The 14,962-nt window shown below is 67.7% G+C and carries 16 protein-coding genes and 1 pseudogene; 11 read left to right on the top strand and 6 right to left on the bottom strand.

All coding sequences use genetic code 11. The features are described 5' to 3' along the window. Positions 1–11 precede the first annotated feature (11 nt). Together W7U_RS05610 and W7U_RS26685 are read right to left on the bottom strand one after the other, a co-directional pair. Entirely contained in the window at positions 12–1,073 is a 1,062-nt protein-coding gene (locus W7U_RS05610) for a dihydrodipicolinate reductase (RefSeq protein ID WP_036428759.1), read from the bottom strand. A 178-nt stretch (positions 1,074–1,251) separates the two neighbouring features. Continuing rightward, a pseudogene (locus W7U_RS26685) lies at positions 1,252–1,347 on the bottom strand (LLM class flavin-dependent oxidoreductase); the annotation flags it as partial. 254 nt (positions 1,348–1,601) lie between these two features. Between W7U_RS26685 and W7U_RS05605 the strand changes: the two are divergent. Both W7U_RS05605 and W7U_RS05600 read left to right on the top strand, forming a co-directional pair. Further along, entirely contained in the window at positions 1,602–2,696 is a 1,095-nt protein-coding gene (locus tag W7U_RS05605; RefSeq protein ID WP_008255739.1) for a dihydrodipicolinate reductase, read from the top strand. A gap of 9 nt (positions 2,697–2,705) precedes the next feature. Further along, positions 2,706–3,902, top strand: coding sequence for a MalY/PatB family protein (locus W7U_RS05600; RefSeq protein WP_008255738.1), 1,197 nt, complete (start codon positions 2,706–2,708; stop codon positions 3,900–3,902). Positions 3,903–3,913: 11 nt separating this feature from the next. Here the strand turns inward: W7U_RS05600 and W7U_RS05595 are convergent, their stop codons facing one another. Beyond that, complete coding sequence (locus tag W7U_RS05595) at positions 3,914–4,642, bottom strand: DUF2652 domain-containing protein (protein WP_008255737.1); 729 nt, start codon at positions 4,640–4,642, stop codon at positions 3,914–3,916. A 111-nt stretch (positions 4,643–4,753) separates the two neighbouring features. On the opposite strand from W7U_RS05595, the gene W7U_RS05590 reads away from it, so the two are divergent. The 5 genes from W7U_RS05590 (at position 4,754) to W7U_RS05565 (ending at position 9,037) form a co-directional block, all read left to right on the top strand. Then, positions 4,754–5,659: a haloalkane dehalogenase gene (locus W7U_RS05590; protein WP_008255736.1), complete on the top strand. Its 906-nt coding sequence runs from the start codon at positions 4,754–4,756 to the stop codon at positions 5,657–5,659. A 178-nt stretch (positions 5,660–5,837) separates the two neighbouring features. Further along, positions 5,838–6,323 (top strand): MarR family transcriptional regulator, encoded by a 486-nt coding sequence (locus W7U_RS25275; protein WP_008255735.1) that lies wholly within the window; start codon positions 5,838–5,840, stop codon positions 6,321–6,323. A 382-nt stretch (positions 6,324–6,705) separates the two neighbouring features. Beyond that, a complete protein-coding gene (locus W7U_RS05575; RefSeq protein ID WP_008255734.1) occupies positions 6,706–7,074 on the top strand; it encodes a DoxX family protein in 369 nt (122 codons plus the stop codon). A 68-nt stretch (positions 7,075–7,142) separates the two neighbouring features. Continuing rightward, a complete protein-coding gene (locus tag W7U_RS05570; protein WP_042911607.1) occupies positions 7,143–7,496 on the top strand; it encodes a hypothetical protein in 354 nt (117 codons plus the stop codon). Beyond that, the gene (locus W7U_RS05565) at positions 7,493–9,037 is read left to right on the top strand and encodes a multicopper oxidase family protein (protein WP_008255732.1); all 1,545 of its coding nucleotides are present in this window, start codon (positions 7,493–7,495) and stop codon (positions 9,035–9,037) included. Before W7U_RS05570 ends, W7U_RS05565 begins: the two co-directional genes overlap by 4 nt. Positions 9,038–9,068: 31 nt before the next feature. On the opposite strand, the gene W7U_RS05560 is transcribed toward W7U_RS05565, so the two are convergent. Then, positions 9,069–9,797, bottom strand: coding sequence for a 3'(2'),5'-bisphosphate nucleotidase CysQ (locus W7U_RS05560; protein ID WP_008255731.1), 729 nt, complete (start codon positions 9,795–9,797; stop codon positions 9,069–9,071). 170 nt (positions 9,798–9,967) lie between these two features. Between W7U_RS05560 and W7U_RS05555 the strand changes: the two genes are divergently transcribed. Next, positions 9,968–10,531 carry a hypothetical protein gene (locus W7U_RS05555; RefSeq protein WP_014384440.1) on the top strand — a complete coding sequence of 188 codons (564 nt, stop codon included), beginning with the start codon at positions 9,968–9,970 and terminating at the stop codon, positions 10,529–10,531. 51 nt (positions 10,532–10,582) lie between these two features. Here W7U_RS05555 and W7U_RS05550 read toward each other — a convergent pair whose 3' ends face one another. Then, positions 10,583–11,758, bottom strand: coding sequence for a thiolase family protein (locus W7U_RS05550; protein ID WP_008255729.1), 1,176 nt, complete (start codon positions 11,756–11,758; stop codon positions 10,583–10,585). A 151-nt stretch (positions 11,759–11,909) separates the two neighbouring features. Between W7U_RS05550 and W7U_RS05545 the strand changes: the two genes are divergently transcribed. Continuing rightward, on the top strand, positions 11,910–13,040 hold the full coding sequence (locus W7U_RS05545; RefSeq protein ID WP_008255728.1) for an NDMA-dependent alcohol dehydrogenase: 1,131 nt from the start codon (positions 11,910–11,912) through the stop codon (positions 13,038–13,040). A 29-nt stretch (positions 13,041–13,069) separates the two neighbouring features. Continuing rightward, on the top strand, positions 13,070–13,462 hold the full coding sequence (locus W7U_RS05540) for a membrane protein (protein ID WP_008255727.1): 393 nt from the start codon (positions 13,070–13,072) through the stop codon (positions 13,460–13,462). A 252-nt stretch (positions 13,463–13,714) separates the two neighbouring features. Here W7U_RS05540 and W7U_RS05535 read toward each other — a convergent pair whose 3' ends face one another. After that, positions 13,715–14,074 (bottom strand): VOC family protein, encoded by a 360-nt coding sequence (locus W7U_RS05535; RefSeq protein WP_014711398.1) that lies wholly within the window; start codon positions 14,072–14,074, stop codon positions 13,715–13,717. 119 nt (positions 14,075–14,193) lie between these two features. Here W7U_RS05535 and W7U_RS05530 point away from each other — a divergent pair, with 119 nt between their 5' ends. Next, positions 14,194–14,937 carry a sensor domain-containing protein gene (locus W7U_RS05530; RefSeq protein WP_008255725.1) on the top strand — a complete coding sequence of 248 codons (744 nt, stop codon included), beginning with the start codon at positions 14,194–14,196 and terminating at the stop codon, positions 14,935–14,937. The last annotated feature ends 25 nt before the right edge of the window (positions 14,938–14,962 follow it).

Here is a 14,962-nt window from a genome sequence, read left to right as displayed (position 1 = left end):
ACGTTACACCTTCACTCGAAGGCGTAAAGCGGCAGCGTCATGGGAATGTCCAGCGAGCTCAGCAGGCCCGCGGGTGCGGTGACCACGTACGGGATCGCGTTGACGACCCGCATCGCCGTCGACGCCATGGCGGCGTGCCCGGCGCCGTGGCCTGCGGCCTCCCCCATCCTCATCTCGCAGTGGACGTCGGGATCGCCGTCGATGTCGACCCGATAGGTGGCGTCGGACTCCGAGGTCGGCCAATCGGGCGCGACGTCGCGGGCCATCCGGATGACGTGTTCGATCACGATGGCCTCGCGACCGTTCACCACGCCCGCCGCCCGGGTCCGCACGGCGCCGCAGGTGCCCGCCTTGATGGTGCCGAATGCCACCTCGATGTCGCGGTCGGTCAACCGTCGGTCCAGGGAGCCGCGCACCCCTTCCACCTCGACCCCGAGGCCGCCCGCGATCAGGTATATCGGTGCCTGCCAAGCCATTTCGATGAAGCCGGGGGTGGCGAGCATCGGCTGGAAATCCAGCGGGTGGCCGAATCCCATCCCGTTCATCATCACGTCGGCCACCGGGTAGTGGTCGTTGAGCGCGACCTCGCTGGCCGTGATGGTCCGGATGCGCTTCGACTGCGTCGTCATGAGCAGCGCGAGCTGATCGGAGGCGAAGCCGGGAAAGATGCCCGACACGTAGAACGAGGCGCCGCCGGCGGTGGCCGCCGCCTCGAGCTCGTCGCGCCAGTCCGGGGCGAAATACGACGGGGGGTGCACCAGGCTGGTCGACGACGTCGACACGACGTTGATGCCGGCCTTCAGCAGCCGCACGTAGTCGGGCACCGCCACCCCGTCGCGCTCGGGCCCGCTGGCCGCATACACCACGCAGTCCGGTGCCAGGGCGATCAGGGCGTCGGCGTCGTCGGTGGCCGTCACGCCGAGCGGGTCGCCGCCGGCCAGCTCGCCGGCGTCTCGACCGACCTTGTCCGCCGAATGTACCCATACCCCAACGAGTTCCAGATCCGGGCGTCGGCGGACGGCGTCGATCGCGACCTTGCCGACGCCGCCGGTGGACCACACGACAACCCTCATAGCTCTGCTCCTCACCTGTCCTGCGGCCGAGGGTGAATCCTGCGACGCGACACGCCGCCACGGCGTCGTGGAATTCACTCTCGCGGCCCCGCTGAATCGTGCGCCTGGGCGGCGGCGGCCGCGGCGCGTTCGAGATAGGGCCAGGCAACGTCGGGGGCGATGCCGCCGCGCCGCGGGTCTCGGCCCACGCGCACATGTCGATGGCCGCCGCGTACAGATCCGCGGGCGGCGCGCCGAAACCGGGGGCGCGCATGTCGAACCTGAGCGTGAACATCAGCGCCCGCCCGCGCCCTGCCGAAAAATGCCCGCCGCACAGCGACAACGTGGTCCCGAATCGTCGCCCGGAGGCGGGAAAAACTCGGATTCGGCCCCCACCGCTGCAGACTAACCTAAAATTTGTTCGTTAAGATAGTGTCTGCTTTCTTAAACCTGACCGCTCGAACCGGCCGCGCGCGTCGCGAACACACGAAAACCGCGGCGGCCGTTGGTCTTAGACCAGCGGCTGATATGGACTTGAGGAGGAACGAGATGACGACTCATCGCGTGGTGGTGTGGGCGACCGGCGGCATCGGCTCGATCGCCATCCGCGCCCTCGCCCGGCGCCCGAATCTGGACCTGGCCGGCGTCTGGGTGCACTCGGACGACAAGGTCGGCAAGGACGCGGGCGAACTGGCCGGCGGGGAGCCGATCGGCGTGGCAGCCACCAACGACGCCGACGCGCTGATCGCGTTGAAGCCCGACTGCGTCATCTACGCGGCCAGCGGCCCGGAGCGCGACGCGCTGGCCATCCCGGACTACGTCACGCTGCTCGAAGCCGGGATCAACGTCGTGACGACCAGCACGACGCGGCTGGTCAACCCGCACGCCTACGAACCGGCGGAGTGGCGCGACCAACTGGTCGCCGCCGCCAAGCGGGGCCAGGCATCGCTGTACGCGTCCGGGATCGAGCCGGGCTTCGCCGCCGACTACCTGCCGCTGGTGCTGTCGACCCAGTCGTCGGTCATCGAAAAGATCCACTCGTTCGAGATCGGCCTCTACGACGATTACGGGGTTCCCGACATCATGAGCGACGCGCTGGGTTTCGGCCGCCCGCTCGACTACCAACCCTGGATCGGCTTTCCCGGCGCGATCGCCGGCGAATGGCAGGGCCAGATCCGGTTGATCGCCGACGCCCTCGGGGTCGAAGTCCAGGAAGTCCGTGAGGGTTTCGATCGCGCGGTCACCAACCGGACGCTGGAAGTCGCGATGGGCACCGTCGAGGCCGGAACCTGTGGCGCGCTGCGGATGCAGGCGATCGGGGTGGTCGACGGCCGCGAGGCCATCGTCATCGAACACGTCACCCGGCTCGCCCACGACGTCGCGCCCGACTGGCCCATCGGGATCGGCGACCTGTCCTATCGCGTCATGATCACCGGCGACCCCGACCTCGACTGCACCCTGGCTGCGACGCTGCGGGATCCCGGCGGGGCCGGGATCGCGGGCATGACCTCGGGGGCCGGCGCGATGGTCGCCACCGCGATGCGCGTCGTCAACGCGGTGTCGTATGTCGTTGCCGCGAAGCCGGGATTGCTCAGCTCGGTCGACCTGCCGTTGACGATTCCGAAGCACGCGTTCGCCACATAATCTGCCCGAGTGACTTTTAATCCCTTCGAGGAGCTCACGCTCGAGCAGTTGCGGCTTCGCACCAGCATGAAATGGCGGGCGCATCCCGCCGACGTCCTGCCGCTGTGGGTCGCCGAGATGGACGTGCACCTGCCGCCGACGGTGGCCGAGGCGCTGCGCAGGGCCGTCGACGACGGCGACACCGGATACCCGTGCGGCACGGCGCTGGCGGAGGCGGTCAGCGAATTCGCGGCGCGGCGCTGGGACTGGGACGACTTGGAGGTGGGCCGCACCGCGCTCGTTCCCGACGTCATGCTCGGCATCGTCGAGGTGTTGCGTCTGGTCACCGATCGCGGTGACGCCGTCGTCGTCAATCCCCCTGTGTACGCACCGTTTTACGCGTTCGTGGCGCACGACGGCCGCCGCGTGATCGAAGCGCCGCTCGCCGAGGGGCGCATCGATCTGGGCGCGTTAGCGGAGGCGTTTTCCCGGGCCCGCGCGACGCACGGGAACGTGGCCTACCTGTTGTGCAATCCGCACAACCCGACCGGCACGGTGCACACGCCCGAGGAGCTGCGCACGGTGGCCGAACTCGCGCGCGGATACGGCGTCCGCGTGGTGTCCGACGAGATCCACGCGCCCGTCATCCTGCCGGGATCGCGGTTCACCCCCTTCCTGACCGTCCCCGGAGCGGAGAACGCCTTCGCCCTGACGTCGGCGTCCAAGGCCTGGAATTTGTCCGGGCTGAAGGCGGCGGTGGCGATCGCCGGGCCGGAGGCGGCCACCGACCTGGACCGGATGCCGGAGGAGGTCAGCCACGGGGCCAGCCATCTCGGCGTCATCGCGCACGCCGAGGCGTTCCGCAGCGGCGCCGACTGGCTCGACGCGACGCTGTCCGGCCTCGACGCTAACCGGAAGCTGCTGGGCGAGTTGGTCGCCGAGCAGCTGCCCAGCGTGAAATGTCAATGGCCACAAGGCACTTACCTGGCGTGGCTGGACTGCCGGGCACTCGGTATCGACGAAGAGGAAAGCGATGGCCTCGCGGTGGTCGCCGACCTGTCCGGACCCGCCCGCTGGTTCCTCGAGCACGCCCGGGTGGCGCTCAGCTCCGGCCACGTGTTCGGCACCGGCGGAGCCGGGCACGTGCGGCTGAACTTCGCCACCTCACGCGCCATCCTCACCGAGGCCCTGTCGCGCATGGGCCGCGCCCTCGCCGGCGCTCAGTAGCGGCGCGGGGGCTACGCGGAGATTTCTTCGGTCCCGCGCCCCAAGTTGCGGAACCCCTCGGCGGGCTCCCGCATGCCCAGGGTGAACGGCAGGGTGTTGAACTCCAACTTCATCGTCGCGCCAAGCCGGCGCAAGAAACTGCGCTCGGACTCCACGGCGGGAACCTGCAACGACGCGAGGTCGATGTAGTGCGTCGACGTTTCGCCGATGCCGTCGAACACGTGCAGCATGGGTGTGCACAGCCCACGCATCGACTCGTCGAGGCATTCCGCGACGGGATCGGTCATGAGCACGTATTCGGCTACCGGCACCATGTTTTTCAGCATTCGGTGCACCAGGATTACATCGAAGCCGGCCAGCTCGACATGGCGCTTCACCTTCTGATCCGCCACCTCGCCCACGTGCACGACGAACTTGAGCGACAGCTTCTCCAGCTGCGCGCAACTCGCGCACTGGCAGGCGATGTCGTTTTTCATCCGCTCCCGCCGCTCCAGGAACGACGTGCGCATCCGTGACAGCCGCTCGCACACCACCACTTTGGCGTTGGTGTCCGGCGCCCAGAAGAACGCGGCGTCGCCCTCGAGCTTGGCCAGCTTCAGCCCCTTGGCGGCGTTGATGACCGACTCCAGCAGGCCCGCGACCGTCAGCTGGGCGTGGGCAAGGTGCGTCCGGTTCCACTGCATGTAGTGCGTGTAACCGCCGATGTCGGCTATGAGCAGAACCGCGCGCCGAATTGCCATGAATAAGCCAGTTTAATGGCCGGCGCGGCCCAGCTCAATGAATCTCCCACTAGACGAATGCGCCTCGGCGAGAGAGGCTAGCAGAGGTGCCGGTTCACCGGAGGAGCTGATATGCATGTGCTGCGAACCCCGGACTCCCGTTTCGAAAACCTGGAGGGCTACCCGTTCGTAGCGCATTATCTCGACGTCACGGCGAGCGACACCCGGCCGCTGCGCATGCACTACCTCGACGAGGGGCCGATCGAAGGGCCGCCGATCGTCCTGCTGCATGGCGAGCCCACGTGGAGCTATCTGTACCGCTCCATGATCACGCCCCTGACCGACGCCGGGAACCGTGTGCTGGCACCCGACCTGATCGGTTTCGGCCGGTCGGACAAGCCCAGCCGCATCGAGGATTACACCTACCAGCGGCACGTGGAATGGGTGGTCTCGTGGTTCGAGCACCTCAATCTGTGGGATGTCACGTTGCTCGTGCAGGACTGGGGATCGTTGATCGGCCTGCGCATCGCCGCCGAGCAGCCCGACCGCGTCGGGCGGCTGGTGGTGGCCAACGGTTTCCTGCCCACCGCACAGCGGCGCACCCCGCCCGCCTTCCATGCCTGGCGCGCCTTTGCGCGCTACTCCCCCGTGCTGCCGGCGGGACGCATCGTGGGCGCCGGGACCGTCCGCCGGGTGTCGTCGAAGGTGCGGGCCGGGTATGACGCCCCCTTCCCGGACAAGACATATCAGGCCGGGGCCCGCGCGTTCCCCCAGTTGGTCCCCACCTCGCCCAGCGATCCGGCGATTCCGGCCAACAGGAGGGCGTGGGAGGCGCTCGGGCGCTGGGAGAAGCCGTTCCTGGCCATCTTCGGTGCGCGCGACCCCATCCTCGGGCAAGCGGACACCCCGCTGATCAAGCACATCCCCGGCGCCGCGGGCCAGCCGCACGCCCGCATCAACGCCAGCCACTTCATCCAGGAGGACCGCGGACCCGAACTGGCCGCACGCGTCCTGTCGTGGCAGCAGGCCCTGCTCTGAGAGACCCTTATGCGCAGCGGATCTTGCGGGGGCGGGCGCGGCGGGATCGACACGCCACGGCAACGGTCAAGAACTGTACCGGCCGATGACGATCTTGTAGGATGATAATCCCTGCACTGGCAACGCTTCGCACGTAAAGCGTTGCGGTGCAAACAGTCCAGTACTCGAGGAGCCGACGTTGCCCAAGCCGCCGAGTGAACATCACTCCGGCATTGCTGAACTCGACGAACGAATCCCGTTTCTCCTCGCGCAACTCGGCGCCCATATCAGCAGCGACTTCCAGCGCCGGCTTTCGTCGATAGGGGCCGACCCCCGCACGTACGCAGTTCTGCTGGCACTCGCTAGTGCCGACGGCCAATCCCAGCGTCAGCTCTCCGAACGCCTCGGGATCCACCGCAATGCCATGGTTGTGGTCATCGACCAGCTTGAACAGCGAGGACTCGCAAAGCGGTTACCGCGCCCCGAGGATCGGCGCGCGGTCGCTGTCACGCTTACCGCCAAGGCCCGCCGCCTGCTGCCCGCGCTGCATGAGCAGGGCCGCGACCTCGAAAACGAAATAGCCGCGCCCCTGTCTGCGAAAGAACGCGACACGCTGCGCCGCCTTCTTCAGCGCGTCGCCGCGGGGGCAGGGCTCATTCCCGGAGTTCATCCCCAACTGGCGTGATCGCCGGTCATTGACCAATCGGCGGGCGCGATGAGGCAATGCGCTCGTCGGCCGCATTCCCTAAGCCATACGGCGCGAAGTCACGACACCGTGCTGCCGGCGCCGTGCAGCGCGGCTTCAGTCTCCTTACATTCAGTCTGGCACCGTGCATAATCGTCATGTACCGTGATAATCACTAGTTGTGACAAATTGGGAAGTGAACGATGAAGACGGTCATCTTCGGAGCCAACGGGCCGACTCGACTCGGCCTCCCTCGGCCGCATCGTGGTCATCTCGACGACCCAGTCCACCCCGACCCTGAGGCAGATGGTACGTCGAGAGGCACTGTCGGCCAAAGACTCTGACTCGATACCGACGAGATGAATCCCCCGAGGAGGACACGGTGCACACCGCATATTTGATCGTGACATTCACTGCGATCGCCTTCGATGGATTCTCGGGTATCGCGGCGCTGGTTCACTTCGCGCCGATTCTGCCCGGGATGGCGAGCGCGGGCGTGCCGGTGTCGTGGTTGAGGTTTCCTATCGGCACCCTGAAGACATTGGGAACCCTGGGACTCATCGTGGGCCTGTGGATACCGGCAATAGGCATTGCCGCCGCTGCGGGGTTGGTCATATTTTTCGTGTGCGCCGTGTACACCCACGTGCTGGCCCACGACATCACGGGCCAGATGATGTTCGGCGGATTCCTGCTGGCGCTCAACTGCGCCGCCCTCGGCGTGGCGATTGCAGCACACCCGGCGGTCCTGTGAACGCCGGTGACCGGCGAGGCCCGACCACACGGGGACCGCTGCTGTTGGCGCGTGCCAGCACCGCATCGATGGTGGTGCTCGCGCTCGCGCAGGCCACTTTGGCGGGCAATTTTCTCGGCGGCCAGTACGACGCGCTGATGCTGCACTCGCTCGGGGCGAAAGCGATCACCCTCACCTCTGCGGTGCAAGTCGCTATCCTCGCCTGGATCTGGCGTCTCGGCGGCCCGCGCGGCGCGTTCTTGGGCGGCATAGCGCAGACGTTGTTGCTCGTCGCCGAGTTCGCCGCAGGCGAACTGCGACTGACTGCCGTACACGTTCCGCTGGGCGTCTTGCTCGTCGTCGGGATTGTCCAAGTGGCGACGGTGATTTGGCGTACCCCGTTGCCGGCTCGGCGCGCCGTCGACGGCGAGGTGGCATCGTGAAGCGGCGCACCCTGCTGCGCGCCGGCTTGCTCACGGCGGGCGTCGGTGTCGCAGGAGCGGGATGGCCCGCGGCGCAGCTGGCGCTGGGCCCCGCCGAGCCGGGCAAGCTGCTGCGCAGCCAGGTACCGCTGCCGCCGCTCTACCAGACGCGGTTGCCGATCCCAATTCAGCTGGCCCCCGTCGCCAGCGACGCCACGAGCGACTATTACGAGATCACCCAGTGCGCCGCCGACCTGCCGATACTGCCCGGCCTGACTACGCCCGCCTGGACCTATGGCGGAACCTTTCCCGGTCCCACAATCGTCTCCCGGTCGGGACGGCGCACCGTGATCCGCCACCACAACGCGTTGCCCGTTCCCGTTGCTGTGCACCTTCATGGCGGCCATACCCCGCCCGACAGTGACGGTTATCCACTCGACCTGATCGAACCACAGGGCCCGAAGGTCACTCCCGGTGACGGCGGCATGGCGGCGGGAACGTCGCGCAATTCCGTTGTCGGGCAACGCGAATACGTCTACCCCATGCAACAACGCGCGGCGACGCTGTGGTATCACGACCACCGAATGGGCTACACCGGCCAAGCCGTCTGGCGTGGGCTCGCGGGATTTCACCTCGTGCACGACGATGAGGAGCTGGCCCTCCCACTGCCGAAGGGTGATCGCGACATCGCGCTGATGATCACCGATCGATCGTTTGCCGCGGACGGCTCTTTCCAGTACCCGCTCGCCGACAGCGGTGAGGTCGCCGCCCCCTATATGAATGGTGTGCTCGGCGACGTCGTACTGGTCAACGGCGCGCCATGGCCCGTGCTCGACACCGATCCCGCACGGTATCGATTCCGAGTACTCAACGCCTCCAACGCCCGCCGCTACCGATTGCGGCTCGACCCGCCACCACCCGAGGGACCGCCGTTCACCCAGATCGGAAGTGACGGTGGGCTTCTGAGCAGTCCGATCACGCATGACGCGATCGACATCGCGCCGGCCGAACGCTTCGACGTCGTCGTCGACTTCTCCCGCTACCGTCGCGGCACCCGGGTACGGCTCGTCAACACCCTTGGCGCACAGTCCACTACGGAGGTCATGCGCTTCGACGTCCTCGGCACCGACCGCTCAGACGAATCAAGCATTCCCGAACGGCTCAGCGAAAGCGTTGCACCCCTGGACCGGAGGCGTGCCACGACCACCCGCACCTTTCTGTTCGGACAAGGCCGGGCCGGTGTGTGGACGATCAACAACAAGCCCTACAAGCCCGGCACTCCGGTTGCGACGCCGCGCATCGGCGATGTCGAAGTCTGGCGCTTCATCACCGACATCCGGCATCCAATCCACGTCCATCTCAACCCGTTTCAAGTCTTGTCGCGCAACAACAAGCCGCCCGGGCGCTTCGATCACGGTTGGAAAGACACCGTCGACGTGGCCCCGGCCGAAGCCGTGGAAGTGATCGTGCGGTTCACCGACTATCGCGGAACCTATCTGGTCCACTGCCACAACCTCGAGCACGAGGACATGGCCATGATGGCGGATTTCGTCACGGTCTAGCGGTCCCCTGGACGCAGGCCGGCGCGGCCGGTCAGCCGGTAACCGCGAGTACGGCCTCCGCGAGCTCGGGACGACACACCACGAGGTCCGGCAGCTTCGGGTCCGGCTGGTTGTAGGCCAGAGCGGACCCGTCGATGCGGGAGGTGTGCAGCCCCGCGGCGCGCGCCACCGCCACCGGGGCGGCGGAGTCCCATTCGTACTGCCCGCCGGCGTGCACGTACACATCGGACAAGCCCTGGACGATCGACGCCACCTTGGCGCCGGCCGAACCCATTTCGACCAGAACGCCGTCCAGGGCGTCCCGGACGTTCAGCGCGATGGCGGGCGGGCGGGTGCGCGAGACCACGATCCGTGGCTTGCCCGGCGCCGCCGGAGGCGACGCGATGTCGGGCGTGGCGAACGTGATGCCCTGCGCCGGCAGCGCCACGGCGCCGGCAACCAGCTCGCCGGCCTCCCATAACGCGACGTGCACCGCCCAGTCGTCGCGCCCGAGCTCGGAGAACTCCCGCGTCCCGTCCAGCGGATCGACGATCCAGACGCGCTCCGCGCGCAACCGCACCGGGTTGTCGGCGCCCTCCTCGGACAGCACCGCGTCGCCGGGGCGCTGCGCGGCGAGCGCAGCCATCAGAAAGTCGTGGGATCGCTTGTCCCCCGCGGCTTTCCGTTCGTTCGCTTCCGCGTCGGCGAACTCCTGCCGGACCCCGAGCAGCAGCTGGCCCGCGTCGGTGGCCAACCGCGCGGCCAGGTCATGGTCATTCATCGGCATCTCCACGGAATCCTTGATAAGTTGGCAGCGATGACCAACTTTACCCTGAGAAGCCATCGCGGGTTGCCACCCCCGACCAGAAACTGGTCCGTAATCTGGTGGTTGTGAGCGGCAACGCCAACGTCCCTACATCGAGGCGGTTGCGGCACATCTCGCGGGGGCGTTTGATCGCGATCGGCATCGCGGCGGTCGTGCTGGTCGGGGTTTTGGCCGTCGTGGGGGTGCGCGTAACCGAAGGCAACCACAGCGCGACGGGTCCCACCACCAGCCCACCGCTGTCGGCACCGGAGAGCTTCGCCATCCCCGGCTGCTACAACCCGTCCGTCCCTCCGGTCGCGCGTCCCAAGAAGCTCAACGTTCTGGGGTGCGCCAGCGTGGCGGTTGCGCTGCAGGACATGTCGTGGAGCTCCTGGGGACCGCAGGGCGCCGACGGGACCGGCACGGCCGTGTTCAAGCTCTGCGACCCGAATTGCGCGACGGGATCTCAGCTGACCGAGCCGGTCGTGGTGCACGCGTGGAATCCACAGCCGCCCCGGCGCGAAGCCATCTGCCAGGCCGGCCTGGAGATTTTCGCCGACATGATCCTGGCCTTCCCCAAAGACGTCCCGCCGCCGTCCGTGCAGCAGATGAACACGCAGTACGACGGAAAACCGGCCGTGCACTTCGCCAACTACGCCAGCGGCGACACGCGCGGCACCCAGTTCATCGGCTACACGTTCTGTAACTGACGCCGCTAGACCTGATGGCGGCGACCCGCTTTGCCGCCCTCGCGATCGCCGCTAGACCTCGATGACGACAGCGCCGCCCTGGCCGCCGCCGGCGCACATCGCCGCGACGCCGATGCCGCCGCCGCGGCGGGCCAGCTCGTAGGCCAGCGTGGTCACCATGCGCGCGCCGGAGGCCGCGATCGGGTGGCCCAGGCTGCAGCCGCTACCGGAGAAGTTCACCTTCTCCTCGTCGAGGCCGTATTCCCGGCACGCCGCGATCGGCACGGACGCGAACGCCTCGTTGATCTCCCACAGCGCCACGTCGCCGGGCGACAACCCGGCGCGCTGCAACACCTTTCCGATGACCTTGACCGCACCCAGGCCGCAGTCCCGTGGCGGCACGCCCGCGGCGGCCCACGCCCTGACCGTGCCCATCACGTTGAGCTTCTCCGCGTCGGCGTACTCGCGGTCGACCAGGGCGACCGCGGCCGCGGCGTCGTTGGTGCCGCTGCTGTTGCCCGCCGTGATCGAGAAGCCCTCGATCTCGGGGTGCAATACCTTGAGGCCGGCCAGCTTTTCGACGGTGGTGTCACGGCGGGGGTGTTCGTCGACGGCGAACTCGATGACCGAACCGTCCGCCTGCAAAATCTTCAGGGGCAGGATCTCATCGACGAACTTGCCCGCGTCCTGGGCCGCGACGGCGCGCTGGTGCGAGCGGGCCGCCCACGCGTCCATCTCTTCGCGCGTGATGCCGACGGTCTGGGCGGTGTTCCAGCCGACGGTGATCGACATGTCCTTGGCCGGCGCGTCGGGCGTCTCGACGTGCGTCGGCGGCATCCACCGCTCCTCGAACTTCAGCTCGGGTCCGGGGATGCGCCAGTTGGTCAGCGGCGTCATCGACAGCGACTGCACGCCGCCGGCGATCAGCACCCGCTCCATGCCGGAACCGATCTGCGCCGCCGCGTTGCCGATCGCGGTGAGGCTGCCCGCGCAATGCCGGTTGACCGATTGACCGGGGACATGCTCGAGGCCGGTCGCGGTGGCCGCATACCGCGCGAGATCGCCGCCCCCGTAATGGGATTCGGCGAAAATGATGTCATCGATGGCGGCCGGGTCCACACCGGACCGGCGCACCACCTCGGGAAGCACCGCGGTGATCAGCGTCTCGGGCGGCGTGTTGACCAGCGTCCCCTTAAAGGAACGGCCGATCGCCGTTCGGACGGCTCCAACGATGACGGGTGTACCCATGTTTTCAACCTCGAGCGGTCTGGCGGCGTTCAGTCGCGGCGAATCGTTTCAAATACTGTATAGACAATAGTATTGGTCTAAGTTCGGTGGGGGCCGGTCTGTGACCGCGCTAACAATTAAGCGGTTAGTACACGTTCAGGAGGCCTCCCCGTTGAAAACCAAAGGCGCCCTGATCTGGGATCTCAACGAACCCTGGGTGATCGACGAGATCGAGATCGGCGATCCCCGCCCCGGCGAGGTGACGGTCCGGTTGGAGACGGCAGGGTTGTGCCACTCCGACCACCACCTGCTGACCGGTGACTTCCCCATCCCCTGCTTCCCGGTGCTCGGCGGGCACGAGGGCGCCGACATCATCACCGAGGTCGGCGACGGTGTCGAGCACCTAGCCGTCGGCGACCACGTGGTCATGTCGTTCATCCCCTCCTGCGGCAAGTGCACGCCGTGCCAGACGGGGCTGCGCAACCTGTGCGACCTGGGCATGGGATTGCTGTCGGGTCAATCGGTGTCCGACGGATCGTTTCGGGTCACCGCGCGGGGCCGCGACGTCATCCCGATGTCACTGCTGGGGACGTTCGCGCCGTACGCGGTGGTGCACCAGACCTCGGTGGTCAAAATCGATCCCGCGATCCCGTTCGACGTGGCCTGCCTGGTGGGCTGCGGGGTGACCACCGGCTACGGCTCGGCGGTGCGCAGCGCGGCGGTCGCACCGGGTGAGGACGTCGCTGTCATCGGCATCGGCGGCGTCGGCGTCGCCGCGCTGCAGGGCGCCCGCATCGCCGGGGCCCGACGGATATTCGCCGTCGATCCCTACGAATGGAAGCGCGAGCAGGCGCTCAAGTTCGGCGCCACAGCGGCTTTCGCGGACGTGGGCAGCGCCGCGGCCGGAATTGCCGAGGCGACGCGAGGCATGATGTGCCGCAAGGTAATCGTCACCGTGGGCCACGTGGAGGGCAAAGACGTCGAGTCGTGGATGGCGCTGACGGCCAAGGGCGGAGTATGTTGCCTCACCGGCATGGCCAGCGTGTTGGCCAACGACGTCACCCTCAACCTCGCCGGGCTCTCGCTGCTGCAGAAGAGCTTGCAGGGCAGCATTTTTGGTGGCGGCAATCCCCAGTACGACATCCCGGCGATCCTCGAGTTGTACAAGCTGGGGCAGCTCAATCTCGACGACATGGTCACGCGGGAGTACACCCTCGAGCAGATCAACGACGGCTATCGGGACATGCTCGAGGGGCGCAACATTCGCGGCATCATCCGCTACACCGACGCCGACCGCGGGTAGGCCGTGGCCGCAATGGGCACAATGTCTCCATGACAACGAGACCCCTCGCCGGCCGTGACGCCACCCAGCGACTCGCCTTCCGCGTCGCGGCGATGCTGCTCGGCATCGGCACCCTGCACTTCGTGGCGCCCAAACCGTTCGACTCGATCATCCCCGTCGAACTGCCCGGCAGCCCGCGGCTGTACACCTACGGGTCGGGAGTGGCCGAGCTGGCGATCGGGGCGCTGCTGGTGCCGCGACGCACCCGGCGAACCGCCGCGCTGGCCGCCGTCGCCCTGTTCGTCGGGGTCTTCCCGGGCAACGTCAACATGGTCCGGTTGTGGTGGGACAAGCCGTGGGCGATGCGGATCGTGGCCCTGGCCCGGCTGCCGCTGCAGATTCCCATGATCACCACCGCGCTCAGGATCCGGCGCGAGAGCTGACGCGCGCGTCGCGGCATCACCGCTTGTTGACCACGGCCGTCACGTAGGGAGCTTTGGCGCCGCCCGGGGAGGATGACCGCAAATGCCCACCTCCGAGCGACAACCGCGCGGGGTGGTCCGGTGTTGGGGCGGTGTCCCGCCGCTCCCGCTCGGATTGTCGCTCGGAGGTGGGCATTTCGTCTGTCACCCGGCGGAGGGACGCGTGTTGCGCCTGTGACCACTGCGCCACGAAGCCGGCGCGACGGCCGAAGATCAGGTCAGGGGCGAGCCGACCCGGTGCGCGGTCCCGTCGGGATCGACATAGGCGAACTCCCGCAATCCGTAGGGCGTGTCCTGCGGCGCGATCAAGCGGCCCTCGAGATTCTCCAGCGCGGACCACTCGGCGTGCAGCGCGTCGGCGTCGCTGACGTAGAAGTACACGCTCGCGGCGGTGCGCAACGGGTCGTGTTCGTCCCACTCGGTGAGGTGCAGCGACACCGACCCGCGGTCGACGAAGCCGTAGCGGTCCGGGCCGTCGTATGCGCGCGCGTCGAACCCGAGCCGCCGGTAGCGGTCCAGGGCGACATCGAGATTCCGAACGGGGACGATCGGCGCGACGGACGCGAAGTTCACTGCGGACACCCCGCGAAGATAGCGCTTCGCGCCGAACCGGCGCGCCGCGGCCAGTGCTGTCGTATGCTCCACCGCAAACGACCCCTGAGGAGTCGGCTCAAGCAGGAAGGGCACCCACCATGCGCCAGCTAACTGCCGCCGTCGCCGTCGCCGGGCTACTGGTCGCCGGGTGCGGTGACAGCAGCGCAGGCGACACCGCGGCGTCGTCGAGCACGACCACCACGGCGTCGCCCAAGACTCCCCTCGCGAAGGCCGCGCTGCCCGACCTGATGCTCAGCCCCGACGACATCGACAGCGCGCTGGGCACCCGGGGAACGACGAGCGACCCGCCGTTCACCAACCTCGGCGAGGACCCGGTGCACCGCACCGACTACACCTTTCCGCCCGAATGCAAGTACACGATCCATGCCGGATTGGCGTCCGAATACGCCGACAGCGGAAGCACCGGCGTGTACGGCTACCACGACATCGCACCGACGCCGCCCCGCGGCAACCAATTGGAAAGCCCCGACGTCTACCAGTTCGTGGTGTTGTATCCCTCCCCCGAGCAGGCGAACGCCTTCTTCTCCACGTCATCTCAGCGCTGGCCCGCCTGCGCCAACCGCCAGGACACCGTCCCCGCCGACGGCACCCACCCCGAGCTTCAGTGGAAGGTGAGGCAGGTGTCCAACGCCAATGGGGTGCTGAGCACGTCGGTGATCGTGACCGTCAACGGGGACGGCACGAACGTCACGATGCCCTGTCAGCGGGCGCTGACCGCCCGCCGCAACGTCGTCATCGACGTCGACGTGTGCCGCAAGGATGTCGGGGACCTCGGCGTCAACATCGCCAATCAGATCGCCGCGAAGGTCGACAAACAGTAGCGGACTCCGATGCTCGACGGCCCCG

This window comes from Mycobacterium sp. H4Y (genome assembly GCF_000364405.1).
GTDB classification, from domain to species: domain Bacteria; phylum Actinomycetota; class Actinomycetes; order Mycobacteriales; family Mycobacteriaceae; genus Mycobacterium; species Mycobacterium intracellulare.
Note: the sequence above shows the minus strand (reverse complement) of the source record. Positions and strands in the feature narration are given on the sequence as shown.

Coding starts and splice junctions, on each gene's coding strand:
- W7U_RS05570 (WP_042911607.1), top strand. CDS start 7,143: ATGGTGGTGCTCGCGCTCGCGCAGGCCACTTTGGCGGGCAATTTTCTC.
- W7U_RS05590 (WP_008255736.1), top strand. CDS start 4,754: ATGCATGTGCTGCGAACCCCGGACTCCCGTTTCGAAAACCTGGAGGGC.
- W7U_RS05610 (WP_036428759.1), bottom strand. CDS start 1,073: ATGAGGGTTGTCGTGTGGTCCACCGGCGGCGTCGGCAAGGTCGCGATC.
- W7U_RS05595 (WP_008255737.1), bottom strand. CDS start 4,642: ATGGCAATTCGGCGCGCGGTTCTGCTCATAGCCGACATCGGCGGTTAC.
- W7U_RS05530 (WP_008255725.1), top strand. CDS start 14,194: ATGCGCCAGCTAACTGCCGCCGTCGCCGTCGCCGGGCTACTGGTCGCC.
- W7U_RS05550 (WP_008255729.1), bottom strand. CDS start 11,758: ATGGGTACACCCGTCATCGTTGGAGCCGTCCGAACGGCGATCGGCCGT.
- W7U_RS05560 (WP_008255731.1), bottom strand. CDS start 9,797: ATGAATGACCATGACCTGGCCGCGCGGTTGGCCACCGACGCGGGCCAG.
- W7U_RS05540 (WP_008255727.1), top strand. CDS start 13,070: ATGACAACGAGACCCCTCGCCGGCCGTGACGCCACCCAGCGACTCGCC.
- W7U_RS05605 (WP_008255739.1), top strand. CDS start 1,602: ATGACGACTCATCGCGTGGTGGTGTGGGCGACCGGCGGCATCGGCTCG.